General features: G+C 67.9%; 11 protein-coding genes and 2 pseudogenes. 7 read left to right on the forward strand and 6 right to left on the reverse strand.

Features of this window, described 5'->3' with window-relative positions; translation table 11 throughout:
* Nucleotides 1-366: 366 nt before the first annotated feature.
* On the reverse strand, nucleotides 367-1620 hold the full coding sequence (locus ACZ5XS_RS01625) for a DUF1266 domain-containing protein (protein ID WP_468647213.1): 1254 nt from the start codon (nucleotides 1618-1620) through the stop codon (nucleotides 367-369).
* Between the two features lie 9 nt (nucleotides 1621-1629).
* Nucleotides 1630-2121 carry an LppU/SCO3897 family protein gene (locus ACZ5XS_RS01630; RefSeq protein WP_468647214.1) on the reverse strand — a complete coding sequence of 164 codons (492 nt, stop codon included), beginning with the start codon at nucleotides 2119-2121 and terminating at the stop codon, nucleotides 1630-1632.
* Nucleotides 2122-2552: 431 nt separating this feature from the next.
* Here ACZ5XS_RS01630 and ACZ5XS_RS01635 point away from each other — a divergent pair, with 431 nt between their 5' ends.
* The 5 genes from ACZ5XS_RS01635 to ACZ5XS_RS01655 all read left to right on the forward strand — a co-directional run bounded on the left by ACZ5XS_RS01635 (nucleotide 2553) and on the right by ACZ5XS_RS01655 (nucleotide 9367).
* Nucleotides 2553-3077, forward strand: coding sequence for a hypothetical protein (locus tag ACZ5XS_RS01635; RefSeq protein ID WP_468647507.1), 525 nt, complete (start codon nucleotides 2553-2555; stop codon nucleotides 3075-3077).
* The gene (locus ACZ5XS_RS01640) at nucleotides 3074-3688 is read left to right on the forward strand and encodes a hypothetical protein (RefSeq protein WP_468647215.1); all 615 of its coding nucleotides are present in this window, start codon (nucleotides 3074-3076) and stop codon (nucleotides 3686-3688) included. Before ACZ5XS_RS01635 ends, ACZ5XS_RS01640 begins: the two co-directional genes overlap by 4 nt.
* Entirely contained in the window at nucleotides 3688-8238 is a 4551-nt protein-coding gene (locus ACZ5XS_RS01645; RefSeq protein WP_468647216.1) for a putative T7SS-secreted protein, read from the forward strand. The genes ACZ5XS_RS01640 and ACZ5XS_RS01645 overlap by 1 nt, the downstream gene beginning before the upstream one ends.
* 303 nt (nucleotides 8239-8541) lie before the next feature.
* Nucleotides 8542-8853, forward strand: a complete 312-nt coding sequence (locus ACZ5XS_RS01650; RefSeq protein WP_468647217.1) for a hypothetical protein — start codon at nucleotides 8542-8544, stop codon at nucleotides 8851-8853.
* A 148-nt stretch (nucleotides 8854-9001) separates the two neighbouring features.
* Nucleotides 9002-9367 (forward strand): hypothetical protein, encoded by a 366-nt coding sequence (locus ACZ5XS_RS01655; protein WP_468647218.1) that lies wholly within the window; start codon nucleotides 9002-9004, stop codon nucleotides 9365-9367.
* A gap of 222 nt (nucleotides 9368-9589) precedes the next feature.
* Here ACZ5XS_RS01655 and ACZ5XS_RS01660 read toward each other — a convergent pair.
* Nucleotides 9590-10036: pseudogene (locus ACZ5XS_RS01660) on the reverse strand (chitinase); the annotation flags it as partial.
* On the opposite strand from ACZ5XS_RS01660, the pseudogene ACZ5XS_RS01665 reads away from it, so the two are divergent.
* Nucleotides 10014-10340, forward strand: a pseudogene (locus tag ACZ5XS_RS01665) (DUF4037 domain-containing protein); the annotation flags it as partial. The pseudogenes ACZ5XS_RS01660 and ACZ5XS_RS01665 sit on opposite strands and share 23 nt — an antisense overlap.
* 55 nt (nucleotides 10341-10395) lie before the next feature.
* Nucleotides 10396-11043 (forward strand): cytochrome P450, encoded by a 648-nt coding sequence (locus ACZ5XS_RS01670; RefSeq protein WP_468647219.1) that lies wholly within the window; start codon nucleotides 10396-10398, stop codon nucleotides 11041-11043.
* 96 nt (nucleotides 11044-11139) lie between these two features.
* On the opposite strand, the gene ACZ5XS_RS01675 is transcribed toward ACZ5XS_RS01670, so the two are convergent.
* The 3 genes from ACZ5XS_RS01675 to ACZ5XS_RS01685 form a co-directional block, all read right to left on the reverse strand.
* Nucleotides 11140-12147, reverse strand: coding sequence for a LacI family DNA-binding transcriptional regulator (locus ACZ5XS_RS01675; protein ID WP_468647220.1), 1008 nt, complete (start codon nucleotides 12145-12147; stop codon nucleotides 11140-11142).
* A gap of 327 nt (nucleotides 12148-12474) precedes the next feature.
* The gene (locus ACZ5XS_RS01680; protein WP_468647221.1) at nucleotides 12475-14913 is read right to left on the reverse strand and encodes an alpha-L-arabinofuranosidase C-terminal domain-containing protein; all 2439 of its coding nucleotides are present in this window, start codon (nucleotides 14911-14913) and stop codon (nucleotides 12475-12477) included.
* A 48-nt stretch (nucleotides 14914-14961) separates the two neighbouring features.
* Nucleotides 14962-16479: an alpha-N-arabinofuranosidase gene (locus ACZ5XS_RS01685; protein ID WP_468647222.1), complete on the reverse strand. Its 1518-nt coding sequence runs from the start codon at nucleotides 16477-16479 to the stop codon at nucleotides 14962-14964.
* Nucleotides 16480-17044 lie beyond the last annotated feature (565 nt).

Consider the following 17044-nt stretch of genomic DNA (forward strand, 5'->3'; position numbering starts at 1 on the left):
GAGATGTAAGGGCCATGTAAAGAAATGTCAGAGGCTGTGAAGGTGAACCCGGTCACTAGGCACTCCGTCCCGCAGATGCGCCTCCGGTGAGGCGTTGATGACGGCAGGGGTCCAACTGGAGGGCCACTCCTGCGGATTGTGGTCGAGGCGAAGCCGCGAGAGCTGCGGCGCGGTGGTTTGCACCAACGGGCGGTGGTGGCGGCTGCTACGGGTCATGGGTCCCGCGTCGCGGGTCGGTGGTCGGTGGTCGGTGGTCGGCGGGATTCAGGAGGGGCGGTACCCGAACTCAGCACGTTCGCGGCCCGGTTCATGGATGGCCAGCGCCGGGCGGGCCAGACGGGCGCGGCGTCGTACGGACCGGAGGGCCTACCGGAAGGGGATGTTGAGCCAGGGGCTACCGGGGTCGGACATCAGGATCCGATGGGCCTCGACCATGTCGGTGTACCACTGCCCGAACTCCTCGTCGTCGAAGTGCAGGCACCGCCCGAGGATGTAGCCGGCGGAGAAGTCCTGCCACGACTTGTACGACAGGGCCGCCGTCCGGCCGGCCTCGACGACGGCGGCCTCGGCCTCCTGCACACTCCCGAACCGGGCCCCCAGCCCCCACCGGGCCATCTTCGAGGCCCGTCCGAGATCCCAGGCCTCGACGGAGCCGATGTACCGGTTCTCGTCGAGCACTCCGTCGGCGCGCATCCGAGCCTCGTAGCGAGTGATCCGTCCGATGAGCCGCTGCACCCCCGCTATCCGGGCCTCGGTCTCGGATTCGGGCCGTGGCTCGATCTTGGTGACACCGTCGGCGGTGACCACGGTCGAGCCCTCGTCCCGGGCGCGAATGACCTTGGCGGCGGCCTGACGCCAGTAACCGACGTCGACGTGTCCCCCGAAATCACGCGCGATGGTCCGGCGCAGGCCGAGCGCGAACTCCCAGACGGAGCTGTGCGATTCGCAGGCGACCAGGCCCCGAAGAGCGGAAAGCCATTCCTCCCGAGTGGTGATGCCCCACCACTCGCGGAGACGCCTGCGCTCGTTGGGATAGCCGGTGCCGTGCCAGGCCATGGCGTTCCACCAGGAACCGTTGTTGACGCAGAGGAGGGCGCCGCAGGCAAGGCCGTGGGCGACAGGTCCGCGCAGCGGGCCACCGACGCTGAGCGTGCGCAGACGCAAGGAGGGTTCTGGATCGCCTTCACTTCGCGAGTACTGCGCCCAGGCCGCGGAGTGCGGCGGCGCGGCGGGGAGGAACGCCTCGCACGGGCTGCCCGGATTGACCACGATCACCGGCGGATCGGTCGGCACCCACACCCGGGCGAACCACTTGAGGGTGTTCCAGTTGAAAACCCGGTACGGCTCCGGAGCGGGAAGCATTCCGGCGGTGTACACGGCCCAGATCGGACCGCCGGTTCGCGGATCGTGCCCGAACACCGGGCACGTCCCCCTTTCTCCGGCGTCCACCTTGTCCCGCCGTACCTCGAAGAACAGCCGGTTCTCCGCGAGGGTGGCGAAGTACGCCGCCCAGTCCCCACGCGACTTGGCACCGAGCAGCGACTGCTCGACATCGCTCGGGGCGGTCCAGGCGGGCGATACGGGGGACCCGAATCCGGCGGGGGGAGGGCCGAAAGACATAAAACATCCTCAGAAATCCGTGCCGAACTCTTGATCCAGCCGTTCGGGCCAATCGTCGTGCTCAAGACCGGAACCCATCAAGACGTCCCGAAAGTCGATGAGAGCACGTTGTGCTGAGCTCAGAAGTCGGTCTACGTCCCCCCTTGCGTTCAGGAGGCTCGCCGCAATAACCCTCTCCGGCTTGCTGTGACCCTCTCCTTCCAAGTCGGATGCGAGACTCGACAGCAGCTCCTCGACAGCCTGCCGATCCTCCGGCACGTAGTCACCGGCGATACGCCGCTTGATACGTGGCGTCAATGTCATCCCCCGCTCACCGCCCCACGGGACCCACAGCGACGTCACACCATCCGCGCTGTACTCCAGCGCGGCGAGATAGTCCCCGGCCGCGCACCCTTCCGCCCCGGGCTCCGGCACCTCGATCTCCGCGTCGGACGAACCGCAAGCCACCAGCCTCAGATCCTGGGCACTCCAGGAACCGTTGTTCCGGGCGCACGACCCCACCGTGAGCGTCTGGGGTGGTTACCGCGGCGGCGGGCGCGTGTCCACGCACCTCACATACGCGGCCGGGCCCGGACACGGCTCCCATGAGTGCCAGTCCGGCGTACAGGTAGTGCTGCGTCGGCATCGGAGGCGCGTACGCCGGGTGCTGCTGCTGGTGAGGGGGCATGGGCAGCGGTGTGTCCACAAACTCTCCGTGGGTGATCAATGGCCGATGAAGCACCTTATCGACACCCGCAACTGCTCTGCCTGATAGTCGAGTCCAGCATTCCACCACTTCTGCCGTCGCCTACCGGCCATTCTGATCCCTCGTTCGTGTGTCCGCGTTGCGACCTGCAAGATACGGGTGTGATGATCCCGACGTGGCGGATCCAGGGGGAAGCGACGCGGCAGCCGGGCACGTACCCAGGTCCCGCTTGTCCGACTACGTCGAGATGACGGCACCGGGCACAGAAGGCGAGAGTCGACCAGAGGCAGACGTTCCGCCAGTGGATCAATCGTTGCCGCCAACCACCTTCGACGGGCTTTCCGGGACGCCCACCAGCGGGGACGCCACCTCGTCAGAACCGGATGGAGCTGCGCGTAGACGCCGTGAGTTCGCCGCGCTGCTCGGCGAGTTCCGTCGTACCGCCGTACTTGTGCCGGTCGCCGAGGACGGGTCACCGCTGACCGGGGACCAGGGCGGGATCCGTTGGATCTACGCCTTCTCGGACGAGTCGGCGCTGGCTCGGTTCGCCATCGCAAGGGGCGAGGGCGCGCGGGAGTGGGCGTATCGCCGGGTTCTGGGCGCGCGGTTGCTCGATGTGGCTGTCCCGGCGGTGGGTGTCCCGTGCGGGGTGGCGCTGGATGTGGGGAGTGAGGACGAGGGCGTGCTGTTCCCGCCGGTCGTGGGGATCGTGCCGGACGCGGCGGCTGTGGATGCGGAGACGACGGCGATGTACGAGAAGGGGTCGCGGTGAGCGGGGGCGCAGGCGGGACGGGGGACGGCGGTAAGGATCTGCAGGCCGTCGGGCTCGGTGAGATCGCCAAGGGCATCACGCTGACTTTGGAAGAGCTCAGGGAACTCGGCATCGACAGTCTCGCCGGGGTCGGCCGTGGCTTCTCGGAACTGCGGCTCTCGGGGTTGAAGTTGGGGCATGGCGAGGTGGCGTCGGCTTTCGAGTCGTTCTGCGAGCGCTGGGAGTGGGGTGTGCGGGCGCTGGTCGCGGAGGGGAACAACTTCGCGGAGGGTGTGGGTCTTTCGGCGGGGACGTACTACGAGACGGATCAGTACGTCGAGGGTGCGATGAAGATCGTCGCCAACTCGACGACGGGCAATCCGTACGCCTCCGAGGACGACGTCACGCGGATGAGCTGGCAGGAAGTGAACCAGGCCACCGCATTCGCGAATCCCGACTACAGCGCGGGCTCCTTCGACCAGGCGTGGGAGAACAGTGAGCAGGGCTGGAAGGACACCGGTCGGGACGTCATGACCTCGCCCGTGGTCGCTCCGCCGGGGCTGGGCCCGGAGAACCCCGAGGATCAGGCCAGGACAGGGGAGCAGAACCGGCAGGGCGGGGACGCCGGCTGATGGGGATCGGGGACTTCGCCAACTCCGCTGTGGGCAAGCTGGAGGACGGCTTCGACGCAGGCAAAAAGATGGTGGGCGAGGGCGTCGACAAGGGTGCGACCGCTGTCAGCGACCGTCTGGACGACATGGGCGTCCACGGCTGGGCCGACAAGGTCGATGCCGCCGGTGACAGCATCGCATCCGACCTCGGGGCCACCCCGGACGAGCAGCAGCTCGGCCGGACGGATCAGCCCACGCAGCTGATTCACGGTGATCCGGCCGACATCAGGAAGACGGCCGGCCATCTGAAGGACTTCCGTACCGCCTTCGACGCCGTGGGCCAGGGCATGCGCAAGCTGGACTCCTCGGCCTGGAGGGGCGAGGCCGCCGAGACCTTCCGAGAGAAGTTCGCCATGCATCCGGTCAAGTGGCTGCACGCGGCGGACGCCTGCGACAAGGCGGCCAGGGCCCTGACGGCGTATGCGGACACCGTCGAGTGGGCACAGGGTCAGGCCCGGGACGCCATCAACCTCTACAACGCGGGCAGGGAAGCCGACGACAAGGCCGCCGTCGCACGCGCCAAGGAGATCCTCGGTGAGGCCCGCCGCCAGCGCAACGACGCCGCCGGCACCGCCGCGTCGTCGGTCCGTGCCGCCCTCGCCCATGCACCCGCCGAACCGCCGCCCCTCGACCGTCTGAAGTCCGGCTGGGACGACGGCCTCGGCGCCGTCCGGACCGAGCTCACCCATTTCGTGGGTGGTGTGGCCAAGGGCACCGCGGGCCTGATCAACTTCGGCCGCGGTCTGAATCCGATGGACCCGTACAACCTCACCCACCCGGCCGCCTTCGCCCAGAACGTCAGCATGACGCTGTCGGGCCTCATCTCCACAGCCGCGCATCCGGAACGTGCGGTGAAGACGGCCTGGGAGGACTTCAAGAAGGACCCGCTGGAGTTCGGCGGCAGGCTCGTGCCCGAAGCGATCGGCACCAAGGGGACGGGGCTGGGGCGGGGCGGACTGCGGACCACTGTCAGGGAGGGACTGGACGAGGCAGCGGAACGGGCAGCGCGCAATGACGCGAAAGGGGTCCCCGACAACTCCGCGACGGACACCGCGAGAACCCGCCCCGAAGAGCACGACACCGCCAATCCCCGCGAACAGGTCCGGAAAGACCCCACGGACCCGGTGGACCTCACCACCGGGAAGATGTACCTGCCGCAGACAGACGTGACGCTGCCGGGTGCTCTCCCCCTGGTCTTCACACGCCGCGTGGAATCGGGTTGCCACCACGGCCGCTGGTTCGGCCCGTCCTGGATCTCGACGCTCGACCAGCGCCTCGAAATCGACTCCGAGGGCGTCGTCCTCGTCACCGAGGACGGGCTGCTCCTCGCCTACCCGCACCCGGCGCCCGGCCTGCCCACGCTCCCCAGTCACGGCCCGCGCCTGCCGCTGGACCGCGAAGACGGCGGCTACACGGTCACCGATCCGCGGACGCGCCGCGTCTGGCACTTCGCGGACCGTGGCGACGACCTCGCGGTCCTGGAACAGATCGACGACCGCAACGGCAACTGGATCACCTTCGAGTACGACGCCGAGGGCACCCCACTCGGGATCGTCTCAAGCGCCGGCTACGACGTCCGCGTCTCCACAGATGCGGGCAGGGTCACGGCCCTCCGCCTCCCGGCGGCCGACCAGGACCTGATGCGCTACGGCTACACCGACGGCAACCTGACCGACGTCGTCAACTCCTCGGGCCTGCCGCTGCGTTTCACGTACGACGAGTCCGGCCGCGTCACCTCCTGGACGGACACCAACAACCGCACCTACACGTACGAGTACGACGACCAGGACCGCTGCATCGCCGAGGGCGGCACACACGGGCACATGGCCCTGCGCCTCTCCTACGGCGAGAGGGACCCGGACACCGGCCTGCGCGTCACCACCGCGACCACTGGCGAAGGCCACACTCGCCGCTACTTCGTCAACGACGCCTGCCAAGTAGTCGCAGAGACCGACCCGCTGGGCGGGGTGACCCGCTTCGACCGCGACCGCTACAACCGCCTGCTGTCCCGAACCGACCCTCTCGGCCACACCACGACGTTCCGGTACGACGAGACAGGCAACCTCCTCGCGCTGACTCGCCCCGACGGACGCCAGGCGAAGGCCGAGTACAACGAGCTCGGCCTGCCGGTGAAGGTGGTGAACCCGGACGGGACGGCTCTCCGCCAGACGTACGACGAACGTGGCAACCGCACGTCGATGACCACCCCCTCCGGCCAGACCACCCGGTTCACCTACAACGAGGCCGGCCATCTGACGTCGCTGACCGACCCACTGGGCCACACGACAACCGTCGTATGCGACCGCGCAGGCCTCCCCCTCCAGATCACGAATCCACTCGGCGCTCTCACGAGCTACGAACGCGACGCCTTCGGCCGCCCCGTCGCGATCACGGACCCGACGGGCGCGGTGACCCGACTGGAATGGACGACCGAAGGCCACCTGTCCCGCCGTACCGCACCCGACGGCACGACCGAGACCTGGACCTACGACGGCGAGGGCAACTGCACCAGCCACACGGACGCGATGGGCGGAGCCTCGACCTTCGAGTACACCCACTTCGACCTCCTCACGGCCCGAACCGGCCCGGACGGCGTGCGCTACGAGTTCGACCACGACCTGGAACTGCGGCTGACGAAGGTCACCAACCCGCAGGGCCTGACCTGGACGTACGACTACGACGCGGCCGGACGCCTGGTCACGGAAACGGACTTCGACGACCGCACACTCACCTACACGTACGACGCGGCAGACCGCCTGGCCTCCCGACTGAACACACTCGGCGAGGTGACGGCCTTCGAGCGCGACGAGCTGGGCCGGGTGTTACGAAAGGACGCGGCCGGTCAGGTCACGACGTACGCGTACGACATGACCGACCGACTCGCCCAGGCGACGGGCCCGGACGGCACCACGCTGACACTGCTGCGGGACCGCTACGGGCGGGTTCGTTCCGAGACGGTCGACGCTCGCCGGCTGACGTACACATACGACGAGCTGGGCCGCCGAACGGGCCGTACGACACCGGCCGGCGCGACCACGACATGGTCGTACGACGCGGCGGGCCGCCGCACCGGCATGGTGGCCTCCGGCCGGCCCATCGACTTCCAGTACGACGTGGCCGGCCGCGAACTGGCCCGCCACATCGGTGAGACAGTCACCCTGGAGCACGAATTCGACGAACTCGGCCGTCTGACGACCCAGTCGGTGACCGGCGCGGTGGGTGGCACAGTGCAGTCCCGCACGTACACCTACCGCGCCGACGGCAACCTGACCGGCATCGACGACCAGCTCTCCGGCTCACGCCGCTTCGACCTGGACGCGGCGGGCCGGGTGACGGCAGTGCATGCGGCGAACTGGACGGAGACGTACGCCTACGACGCAGCGGGCAACCAGACCTCAGGCTCCTGGCCTGCGACCCATCCCGGCGGGGAGGCGACAGGCGCGCGTGAGTACGTGGGCACCCGCATCACCCGCGCGGGCAACGTCCGCTACGAACACGACGCCCTCGGCCGCATCACCCTGCGCCGGAAGACCCGCCTGTCCCGCAAGCCGGACACCTGGCGGTACGAGTGGGATGCCGAGGACCGCCTGACCTCGGTGACGACCCCGGACGGCACCCGCTGGCGCTACACCTACGACCCCATGGGCCGCCGCACGGCCAAACTCCGCCTGGCCGCCGACGGCGAAACCATCGCCGAACGCGTGGACTTCACCTGGGACGGCACGACCCTGTGCGAACAGACGGCGACGTCTCGGCAACTACCGAACCCGGTCACCCTCACCTGGGACCACCAGGGCCTGCGCCCCATCGCCCAGACCGAACGCATCACGGCCGCGGACGCCCCCCAGGACGAAATCGACTCCCGCTTCTTCGCCATCGTCACCGACCTGGTCGGCACGCCGAGCGAACTCATCGATGAGCAGGGTGAGATCGCCTGGCGGACACGGAGCACCCTGTGGGGCACAACCGCCTGGGCCGCGAACAGCAGCGCCTACACACCCCTGCGCTTCCCGGGCCAGTACTACGATCCCGAAACCGGCCTGCACTACAACTACTTCCGCTACTACGAGCCCGGAACCGCCCGTTACCTCACCCCGGACCCCCTAGGACTCGCGCCGGCACCCAACGCAACGACTTACGTCCACAATCCACATACAGCATCAGATCACCTCGGACTTGCTCCAAGCGCCTGCCCCGACGAACCACCGAGACGAGAGCCTTCGACCCAGAACGGTCCTTTCGCTGTAATTGGCGACCGAGACGATACCCTCGCCGCTCTCGACTGGGAGGGGCACGAAGTTCTCAACGTGCAACCCTGGAACCTCGACGTCAATGAAGCATGGGTGCAAAAAATTATCGACGAGCGGAGAGATGTCTACTTGGCAACCGAGCAAATTGATGACTATCTGCAAGGAGAGTACGGTAGAACGGTATTCGACCGCGAACTTGAGCAGCTATACAATGCCGGATACGTGCAATTTGGAAACTACTTGCTCGCGCCCGATGTTTAAGTTCGATGACAGCCGGACCAGGAGGGCTCGTGATGCTAACTACACGCATCAGAAACCGAATCACGCAAGATTATGAAGAGCGGGACCGGCAGTCTGTCGAGCAACTTCTCCTAGAACTTGTAGAGGATCTAGAGCCAGGACTGGACGAGGAGAGAGTAGCCGCTGCTGTGCTTCTGTGCGCACAGGGGAGGGTGGACAAATTCCTCACTGCCGTACAGGAAGCTCGTAGAGATTGGCGGAACATCTTGGTGGCTGCCGACTTGGCGCGCAAGGATTGGCCCGAGCGTTTGAACGCTACGTTCGATGCGTAATGACGAAGAAGTGTCAATTGTGGAACTGACCCCTCGCATAAAACGGCGAATCGCCAAGGATTACACCGGTGAAGATCGGCAAGCTGTCGAGGAAATTCTCCTCGATCTCGTAAGCGAGCTGAAGGGAGGTGCTGAGGAAAGGATCGTAGCAGCCACGCTCATTCACAGTCAGGGAAAAGTGGACAGGTTTCTTCTTGCAGTGGAGATCGCACGTGATGACTCGCGAGGTATCCTGATGGATTCTGGGCTGGAGGATGAAGACTGGCGCGAACGTTTGGATTCGGAGTTTGGGAAGGATTCCTGACCTTCAATTCTCTATTGTTTGCCATTTGGAGCCCGAGTCGCGCAGCCCGCAAGGCCAAACCCGCAGCGCCCAAGGCTGACCACCCTCGACGGTCGTTCACACGTCGTAAGCTCCCCCCTTGCAGGCCGACGCAGCTCTTGGGGGGAACGTGGAACGACCGGACGACCGTGCCGCGTCCGCCCTGCGCTTCGCCTCGGAGCTTGTCGCCTGGGTGGCCACGCCGTGGGCCTTGGCCGCGTACTCGTGGGTGCTTGCCGTGTTGGCGGTGGTGGTGCTGATCGGGCTTCCGACCGTGTTCTCCACGCCGGGAGACAAGGCGCAGGTGATCGTCCCGGTCCCCGGTCCGGTCACGATCCTGCTCGTGGTGCTCCAGTTCGCCGCGGCCGTGATCTCCGCGTGGGTGGTGTGGCCGGTCGTCGCTGCGGTCCTCGTGTCCCTCCTCGTCGTCGCGAGCCTCGTCACGGAGCGCCGGCGTTGGCAGTGGCTGGTCTCCAGGGATCGACGCACGGCCTGAATCCCGACGAGCCCCAGTCCGAGCCTGGTCCGAGTCCGAGTCCGAGTCCGGGTCCGGGGCCGGGTTCAAGTCCGGGTCCGAGCCGACGTCGACCCGGCCCTGGGGCCGGCCGGCAGCACACGGCACCGGCCGGCAGCACACGGCACCGGCCGGCAGCACACGGCACCGGCCGGCAGCACACGGCACCGCCCGGCCCCAGGGTTCCCGCCCGGAAGCGGTCGGTCACGGCAGTGCGTGCACGTGTGGCCCCACCGCGTTGGACCACGCGTTCCCCGCGGCCGCGTCCCAGTTGGTCGACCAGGTCATCGCGCCCCGAAGCTCCGGGTAGGTCCGAGCCGGCTTGAAGGAACCGCAGCCCGCCCCCTTCGTCAGGCAGTCCAGCGCGCTGTTCACCACGGAGGGCGCCACATATCCACTCCCCGCGCCGCTCGGTGAGGCCGGCACTCCCAGGCCCACCTGTGACGGAGCCAGTCCGCCCTCCAGCTGGATGCAGGCCAGGGCCGTCAGGAAGTCCACCGAGCCCTGGCTGTACACCTTGCCGTCGCAGCCCAGCATGGAACCGCTGTTGTAGTACTGCATGTTGACGACTGTGAGGATGTCCTTCACGTTCAGGGCGGTCTGGAAGTACGCGTTGGACGTGGACTGCATGTCGATGGTCTGCGGCGCCATCGCCGTACGGCCTCTGTTGGACGAGGCCGCCCCCGGGATTACGCACTCCGCCGCCCGCCTCGGCAGCGGCTCGGAAGTCCAGGGATTCGACACCGCCCGCTCCGCCGACCACGAATGGGGGCCCCGCCTGCAGATCTTCCTACACCCGCAGGACGTCCCCCACCACGGAGCGCGGATCACGGCGCTGCTCTCCGAACGCCTGCCGAAGACCTTCAGCGGCTACCCGACGCATTTCGCCCCCACCGGCGAATCGGGCATCCGGGTCATGCAGACGACCGACGGACCGGTCCATCACCGAGTCGAACACCTTCGGCCCGTTCAACGCCCGCGCCCAGGCATCCCTGCCCTTTGTCGGCCAAATGTTCGAATATCCGAACACGGTGATGGTGCCGGAGAACCTCCGCCCGGACGGCTGGGCCGCCGCCGTCTACGAGGCTGCGGACCGGGGAGAGCTCGAGCCGGCCTCAGTGGTGCCCCTGCTGTCCGCGTACGTGGTCGCGAGCATGGACACCACCATCAACGGCATCGGCGACACGATCCTCCTCTTCGCCCAGCATCCCGAGGCATACCAGGAGGTGCGCGCGGAACCGGCACTCCTCGGACCGGCGTTCGAGGAGTCACTGCGGCTGGAGTCCCCCGCACAGGGATTCTTCCGGCGCACCACCCAGCCGGTGGACATCGAGGGCATCATCATCCCCGCCGACGCCAAAGTCCTGCTGTCCTGGGCCTCGGCCAACCGGGACGAACGCAAGTGGGAGCGCCCCGACGAGTTCCTCGTCCGCCGCAACCCGGTCGACCACGTCGGCTTCGGCTATGGCGTCCACGGCTGCGCAGGCCAGGGGCTGGCCCGTCTGGAGGCGCAGGCCGTACTCGGCGCGCTGGTGCGGCACACGTCGTCGATCGAGCTCGCGGGCGAGCCGCCCGTGATCAAACTAAAGCGGCTCGGCGCGGGAGTGCCCGCCGCTCGCACGACCCGGCATCGCCCCGTTTTCGGACACACCTCCTGATTCGTCTGCCTCATGACCGAGAACGTCCCGAGACCGAGCAGCGACAGCCCGCTTACTCCGGCCACCCGACGAGGCGCCGGAGTGAGCCGGCCGGGCTCAGCCGCCCGTCGACTCCCGGATCACCACGGAGAAGTGGCTGATGAACTCCTCGTGGTCCGCCCCGGGCTCGGTCTGCTCGATCCGCCCGGCCAGCAGGTCGACCGCCCGTCGCGCCATCGTGTCGTGGTCCGGATCGATGGTGGACAGCGAGGGGACGAGGAACTCGCTCTCCTCGACGTTGTCGAAGCCGATCACCTTTACATGCTCCGGCACCCGTACCCCGGCGTCGGCCAGGCCGCGCAGCACGCCCATGGCCACGGTGTCGGTCACGCAGAACACGCCGTCGAAGTCGAGCCCGCCGTGCACCATCTCCCTGGCGCATCGCGCACCCGCGCGCATGGTGAGCGTCTCCATGCTCTGCACGAGGTCGGGGCCCAGAGGCAGGCCGGCGCTCCGCAGCGCCTTCTGGTAGCCCGTGAAGCGGAGGCTGGACACGTCGACTTCCTCCCCCACCGGCCCGCGCACCATCGCGATACGGCGGCAGCCCCGCTCGATCAGGTGCTGGGTGGCCGCCTGTGCCCCGTCGACGTTGGGCATGGCCACGTGGTCGACGGGGCCGCCGAAGATCCGCTCGCCCAGGATGACCACCGGGTAGGCCACCTTGAGCAGTTCGACGTCGGCCGGCCCCATACCCACGGTGCTGAGGATGAGCCCGTCGTAGAGCCGGTTGCGCGACAGGGACAGCGCGTCCAGTTCGTTCTCCCTCGACGCACCGGTCTGCTCGATGCACACCCGCAGGCTGTACCGCTCGGCAGCGGCGATGATGGCAGCGGCCAACTGTCCGTAGTAGGGGCTGTCCACCTCGGGGACAGCGAGACCGATGGTGCCGGTGCGGCCCTTGCGCAGATTTCTGGCCGCCACGTTGACGCGGTAGTCGAGCCGGGCCATCGCGTCGAGGACCTTCTCCCGCGTCGCCTTGCGTACATTGGGATGGTCATTGATGACGTTCGAGACGGTCATGGCCGAGACTCCGGCCGCTATCGCCACGTCCTGGATCGTTGCCACGTTCGCCCCTCGGTATGCGGTCTCAGGACACCCCTCCCCATTACACCTCAGCCCTGCGACAGCGGGTGGGGGTCGGGCGGTGCGAGGCGGTAGAGGGCCGCGCCGTATGCGGGGAGGTCGGTCGGCAGGCATTGGCCGTCGTGAGTCGTGCCGGTGCGGGTCCACAGTTCCGGACGTGATCGTCGCTGCGGCCACCGATGGAGCCGAGCGCCACGGTGACCTGCCTGGGGCTGTCGGCGAGGGCGAATACGGCGGCGTAGCGGGTACGTCATCGGCGGACGCAGGCGTCGTTCGGGGATCGCTCGCGCGGATAGGGTCATGGCTGAACTATTCCTGATCTTCTTCTGGACGGGTGCGGAGAACGGTGAAGGAGTGCGGCGGGATGTCGCAGACCGGCCCGGGCAGCCGGTCCTCGACGGGGGTGGCCGGGGCGGTCCCGAACATGCTGGTGGCGTGTGGAGGTGCGGCGAGCGCGGTCCGCTCGAAACCGGTGACGACCTCTGCGCCGGTCAGACGGAGATGAACGATGACGGGCTCGGACGTCGAGTTGGCGATCTTGACGATCACGTCACCGGCCGAGCTGTCGCGGACGGCTGAGACGGCGAAGACCTCCGGGGGCGCCGGGTCGTCCTCCAAGTCGTGGATCAGCTCACCGTCGCGGTAGCAGCGGATGCGCCGGCCGTCCACTTCGACCCGCAGGTCGTACCAGCGACCGGTCTCGACGGGGCCGTCCACCGAGTCGTTGAGGTCGTGCAGCACACCGTCGTCCACGCGCTGGAGTCGCATGCCACGATTGAGCCAGTCGCCGACCGACCACTGGTACCAGTTGCCGGGGGAAGTCCTGGCGAAGCCGATGGTGAACCCCTGGCCGCCGCTGTTCTTCCTGGCCCGCACGGAGAAGGCGTACGACGGTCCGTCCACGGCGTCCGTCAGGACCAGCCTGGCGTCTGTTCCGTGCGCCGTCTGCCGGATGCGGCCGTCGTCCCCCGGCTTCCAATGGCCCAACTCGGCGTGCCAGTCGGCGAAATCCGGGGCAGGTGCCGCGTCGGCGCCCAGCGGGCCGACGCGCGCATCGGTGAACTCGGCGCGGGTGCCGTGACTCGTACCGATGTGGACACTGTGCCGGGCCGGCTCCGGGACGGGCCGCGCCTGGGGTGCTCCGACGACGGTGACGGGCAGGGCGGTGTCGCCCGAGTTCACCGAGTGCATGCGCTGGACGTGGTAGTTGAGGGTGGGCCAGACTTTCGTGTTGTCGAAGTAGATCAGGTCCGGAAGCCACTGGGTGTGGCCGCGCTTGGCGAGCAGCGGCGCGTAGGAGGCCAGCCGGACGACGTCGCCGTTGCGCTCCATGGCGATCATGTAGGTCGCTTCGGCGACGGCGCTGCGCATGTCGTTGTCCCGGGCCGCGTACTCGCCGATGTACAGGTGCGGGCCCCCGCGGTCCATCGCGTCGAAGCGGCCGGTGCTCTCCAGGAACCAGCGCGGGGATTTGTACGAGTGTTCGTCGACGACCGGGACGCTCCTCTCCCGGGCGAACGCCAAGCCTTTCTCCCAGTCCTCGCCGGTGGGCGAGGGGCCGACGGTGCCGACGACCGTGATCTCGGGGTGGTGCTCGCGCAGCGCGTCGTGGATGCGGGAGAAGCGGTCGCGGAACGTGTCGGTGATGGTGTCCTCGTTGCCGACCCCCAGGTATTCGAGACCGAAGGGCTCGGGGTGCCCGGAGGCCACGCGCAGGGCGCCCCAGCGGGAGTCGGCGGGGCCGTTGGCCCATTCCACCAGGGCCAATACCTCGTCGATGTAGTCGGGCATCTCCTCCTCGGGGATGCCGACCTGGCCGGTCGGCTCGGTGTTCTGGCAGCAGACGCCGGCCGGTACGACGGGCAGCGGCTTGGCGCCGATGTCCTCGCAGAACTGGAAGTACTCGTAGTAGCCCAGGCCCATCGACTGGTGGTAGCCCCACAGGTTGCGCTGCTGCCGGCGCGACTGCAGTGGCCCGACGGTCTCGGGCCAGCGGTACATGTTGCCGAGCCCCACTCCGTGCGCGAGGCAGCCGCCCGGGAAACGTACGAACTTCGGCTTCAGGTCCGCGATGGCCTGAGCCAGGTCGGCGCGCAGGCCGCCCGGCCGGTCGCGGAAGGTGCTCTGCGGAAAGAGCGAGACCAGGTCCAGATGTACGGTGCCGATCCCGCCCGCCACCACGGTGAACCTGGCCTCCGGGTCCGTCACCTCACACGTGATCACCGCTGAGTGCCGCTCCCAGGACCCGTGCACCGGACCCAGCTCCGCCCGGCCGTACACCCGGCTGCCGTCCCGGCTCTCGATCTGCGTCACCAGACGGTCCGCGGTGCCGTCTGCCAGGCGGGCAAAGAGGCTGACGTCGTAGCGTTCGCCCTCCCGTACGGCCACGCCGTCGAAGCCCTCGTTGCGTAGCCCTGCCCCGCGTCCGGCCGTACTGGCCGTGGTGGTGCGCAGCACCGCGTAATGCGGATTGGCCGGGTGCGGCGGCGCTTCGACGGCAACCGAGACCGACCCGGCGGCGCCGTCTCGCTCCAATAGGTCCCAGGCGGTCAGAGCGTGCCATTCCGGCCGGTGGGCGGGCGTGTACTCGAACGACCGGTTCTGCACCAGCTCGGCGTAGAGACCGCCGTCCGCCGCGTGGTTGAGGTCCTCGAAAAACACCCCGAACAGATCGGGCGAGATGGCGGTGCCCCGTGCCGCCGCGTCCACCTCGACAACCGTCTCGACGGGTCTCGCGGATTCACTCATCGCCCTCGTAACTCCTCGGTTGTTTGTCGTCATGGATGGTGGTGCTGGTCAGGCCAGCGAGGCCTGGACGGTGAGGAACGAGTGAGGCGGCAGCGTCAGGGCCAGGCCCCGGTCGGTGACCTTCAGGTCGTCGAAGGGGCGCGGGGAGACCGCTCCCGGTGCCTGGGCGCTGTTGTGGGCCTGGAGCCGATCGGCCGTCAGGAGACGCGCGGTCGGCTCACCGATGGAAGCGCCGCGCAGGTCGAGCGTCACCTCGGCGGGCTCCTCGGCGTCGAGGTTGGACAGCGAGATGAGGACGGTTCCGTCCTTGACGCTGGCCGAGGCGGACAGGGTGTTCAGTTCGGCGTCCCCCACCGGGCGGCTGGCGTCGTCGGTACGCAGATGCACGGCGAGCGAGGCGGCGTCCTGGTGGCCCTTGTTCATCTCGAACACGTGGTAGGTCGGGGTCAGGACCAGCGCGTCGCCGTCAGTGAGGACCATCGCCTGCAGGACGTTGACGGTCTGGGCGATGTTGGCCATGTACAGGCGGTCGGCATGCTTGTGGAAGATGTCGAAGTGCGTGCTCGCCACGAGTGCGTCGCGCAGGGTGTTCTGCTGGTACAGGAAACCGGGGTTGGTGCCCGGTTCGACGTCCCACCAGGTGCCCCACTCGTCCAGGACCAGGCCGACCTTCCGGCCCGGGTCGTAGCAGTCCATGACCGTGGAGTGGCCGGTGAGGATACGGTCGATCTTCTGGGCGGAGACCATCGTCCGGTAGTAGTCGTCCGTGTCGAAGACGGTGGCGCTGCCCTTCGCCTCCCAGGGGCCGGCGATCGTGTAGTAGTGCACGGACAGGCCCTGGAAGAAGTTACGCGGGGTGGCCTCGCAGCCGAAGCAGCTGATCTGCTGCATCAGCGTCTCGGTCCACTTGTAGTCGTCGTCGGACGCGCCCGAGGCGATGCGGTAGAGCTTGTTGTCGCCGTGGTCGCGGCAGTACGTGGCGTACTGGCGGGCCAGGTCGGCGGAGTACTCGGCGCGCATGTTGCCGCCGCAGCCCCAGGTCTCGTTTCCGATGCCCCAGAACTTCACCCGCCAGGGCTCCTCGCGGCCGTTGGCCTTGCGCAGCCGCACCATGGGGCTGTCGCCGTCACGGGTGAGGTACTCGACCCACTCGCTCATCTCCTGCACGGTGCCGGAGCCGACGTTGCCGCTGATGTACGGCTCAGTGCCGAGCAGTTCGCACAGGGCCATGAACTCATGGGTGCCGAAGTGGTTGTTCTCCTCGACGTTGCCCCAGTGCGTGTTGACCATCTTGGGGCGCTGGTCGCGGGGGCCGATGCCGTCCTTCCAGTGGTACTCGTCGGCGAAACACCCGCCGGGCCAGCGCAGGTTGGGGATGCTCAGGGCCCGCAGGGCCTGCACGACGTCGAGGCGGATGCCGCCCTCGTTGGGGATCGGCGAGTCCTCCCCGACCCAGAAGCCGTCGTAGATGCAGCGGCCGAGGTGCTCGGCGAAGTGTCCGTAGACGTGGCGGCTGATCTTCGGACCCTCGATGTCGAGGCTGATGATCGCGGTGGCGGTGGCCACAGGTGTACTCCAGGGGCGGTGTGAGCAGAGGGTTTGTATCGATAAAAATTGACATCGCGTTACGAGCGTGTCAAGAGAGGTGCAGAAACTATTGGCCGCCGGGAGCCACCCTCCCTTCCCCGGCCCCTCCTCGTATCTGGAGGCCGCTCGGGGGCACCGCGCCAGACCCCCTTGACGTCTTCCGACGCCACCACCTACTGTCCGCCGAAGTCTCAGCAGCCGGTTTCCCGGATGGCACAATCCAGGCCTCGTGGCGTCGCGGCACTGCGACCAAACAGTTTCCCGCACGTGTCTTGACGCAGCCGTAACCCGGTGCCAGCTTTTATCGATACAAACCATTGTCCTGGACGTTCCGTCCCATGCCCAACCGCCAGGCGGAACGTCCGCCCGTGGTCGGCTGCCGCGATGGCGAGTGCGCCCCGTGGGCTGAGCGGGCCCTGTGCTTCAACCCTCAACGCCCTTCGGCGCGCCTTCGACACCCAGTCAACCCTATTTGTCCCCCTTTCCGCCGTGGGTCAGCCCGGCGTTCCACCCCACCCCTTTTCAACCACCCGCACGAAAGGCT

The organism is Streptomyces sp. NPDC033131 (genome assembly GCF_055578365.1).